This window comes from Stenotrophomonas maltophilia, from assembly GCF_003970865.1.
Taxonomy (GTDB): Bacteria; Pseudomonadota; Gammaproteobacteria; order Xanthomonadales; family Xanthomonadaceae; genus Stenotrophomonas; species Stenotrophomonas maltophilia_AR.
On record NZ_RXLZ01000117.1, the window covers coordinates 1 to 2500 of the forward strand.

At 54.2% G+C, this 2500-nt stretch carries 2 rRNA genes (1 of these 2 cut by a window edge); both read right to left on the minus strand.

What is annotated here, in order from left to right:
- Nucleotides 1–9: 9 nt before the first annotated feature.
- Nucleotides 10–124: ribosomal RNA gene (gene rrf, locus EKL94_RS21765) — 5S ribosomal RNA — on the minus strand.
- 127 nt (nucleotides 125–251) lie between these two features.
- Nucleotides 252–2500, minus strand: a 23S ribosomal RNA gene (locus tag EKL94_RS21770); it runs 631 nt beyond the window's last position.

Here is a 2500-nt window from a genome sequence, read left to right on the forward strand (position 1 = left end):
GGGTGTAAACCCTGGCGATGACCTACTCTCGCATGGCTTGAGCCACACTACCATCGGCGCAGCTGCGTTTCACTTCCGAGTTCGGGATGGGATCGGGTGGTTCCACAGCGCTAATTTCACCAGGGAGGCGGTTGGAGCGTCGCCATCCAATACAGCCGGATAAGGCGCCTGCCTCTCATAGTTCTTGTGACGTAGCGTGCACTTGGATGCTCTTACGACGCTGTCGTAAAGCCAAGGCAACTTGAGGTTATATGGTCAAGCCTCTCGGATCATTAGTATCAGTTAGCTCAATACATTGCTGTACTTACACACCTGACCTATCAACCACGTAGTCTACATGGTTCCTTCAGGGGGCTTGTGCCCCGGGAGATCTCATCTTGAGGCGCGCTTCCCGCTTAGATGCTTTCAGCGGTTATCGCTTCCGAACATAGCTACCCGGCAATGCCACTGGCGTGACAACCGGAACACCAGAGGTTCGTCCACTCCGGTCCTCTCGTACTAGGAGCAGCCCCTCTCAAATCTCCAACGCCCATGGCAGATAGGGACCGAACTGTCTCACGACGTTCTGAACCCAGCTCGCGTACCACTTTAAATGGCGAACAGCCATACCCTTGGGACCGACTACAGCCCCAGGATGTGATGAGCCGACATCGAGGTGCCAAACACCGCCGTCGATATGAACTCTTGGGCGGTATCAGCCTGTTATCCCCGGAGTACCTTTTATCCGTTGAGCGATGGCCCTTCCATACAGAACCACCGGATCACTAAGTCCTAGTTTCCTACCTGCTTGATCCGTCGATCTTGCAGTCAAGCACGCTTATGCCTTTGCACACAGTGCGCGATGTCCGACCGCGCTGAGCGTACCTTCGAGCTCCTCCGTTACTCTTTAGGAGGAGACCGCCCCAGTCAAACTACCCACCATACACGGTCCCCGACCCAGATAATGGGCCCAGGTTAGAACGTCAAGCACGACAGGGTGGTATTTCAAGGATGGCTCCACTGCAGCTAGCGCCACAGTTTCATAGCCTCCCACCTATCCTACACAGACGAACTCAACGTTCAGTGTAAAGCTATAGTAAAGGTTCACGGGGTCTTTCCGTCTTGCCACGGGAACGCTGCATCTTCACAGCGATTTCAATTTCACTGAGTCTCGGGTGGAGACAGCGCCGCTGTCGTTACGCCATTCGTGCAGGTCGGAACTTACCCGACAAGGAATTTCGCTACCTTAGGACCGTTATAGTTACGGCCGCCGTTTACTGGGGCTTCGATCAAGAGCTTCGCCTTGCGGCTGACCCCATCAATTAACCTTCCAGCACCGGGCAGGCGTCACACCCTATACGTCCACTTTCGTGTTTGCAGAGTGCTGTGTTTTTGATAAACAGTCGCAGCGGCCTGGTTACTGCGACCCTCTTCAGCTATAGCTCGCACGAGCCACCAAAAAGGGTGCACCTTCTCCCGAAGTTACGGTGCCATGTTGCCTAGTTCCTTCACCCGAGTTCTCTCAAGCGCCTGAGAATTCTCATCCTACCCACCTGTGTCGGTTTACGGTACGGTCTGCGTAAGCTGAAGCTTAGGAGCTTTTCCTGGAAGCGTGGTATCAGTGACTTCGCCATAAAGGCTCGTCTCGGTGCTCGGTCTTAAAGGATCCCGGATTTGCCAAAGATCCAAACCTACCGCCTTTCCCCAGGACAACCAACGCCTGGTACACCTAACCTTCTCCGTCCCTCCATCGCACTTACGCGAGGTGCAGGAATATTAACCTGCTTCCCATCGACTACGACTTTCGTCCTCGCCTTAGGGGCCGACTCACCCTGCGCCGATTAACGTTGCGCAAGGAAACCTTGGGCTTTCGGCGTGCGGGTTTTTCACCCGCATTATCGTTACTCATGTCAGCATTCGCACTTCCGATACCTCCAGCAGACTTCTCAATCCACCTTCAACGGCTTACGGAACGCTCCTCTACCGCGCATAACAAAGTTATGCACCCCAAGCTTCGGTTCACTGCTTAGCCCCGTTAAATCTTCCCCGCAGACCGACTCGACCAGTGAGCTATTACGCTTTCTTTAAAGGGTGGCTGCTTCTAAGCCAACCTCCTGGCTGTCTGTGCCTTTCCACATGGTTTTCCACTTAGCAGTGAATTTGGGACCTTAGCTGTGGGTCTGGGTTGTTTCCCTTTTCACGACGGACGTTAGCACCCGCCGTGTGTCTCCCATACAGTCCGTCTCGGTATTCGGAGTTTGCAATGGTTTGGTAAGTCGCGATGACCCCCTAGCCATAACAGTGCTCTACCCCCGAGAGGATACATATGAGGCGCTACCTAAATAGCTTTCGAGGAGAACCAGCTATCTCCGGGTTCGATTAGCTTTTCACTCCTAATCACACCTCATCCCCTACCTTTGCAACGGGAGTGGGTTCGGGCCTCCAGTGCGTGTTACCGCACCTTCACCCTGGGCATGACTAGATCACCCGGTTTCGGGTCTACTGCCCGCGACTATGCGCC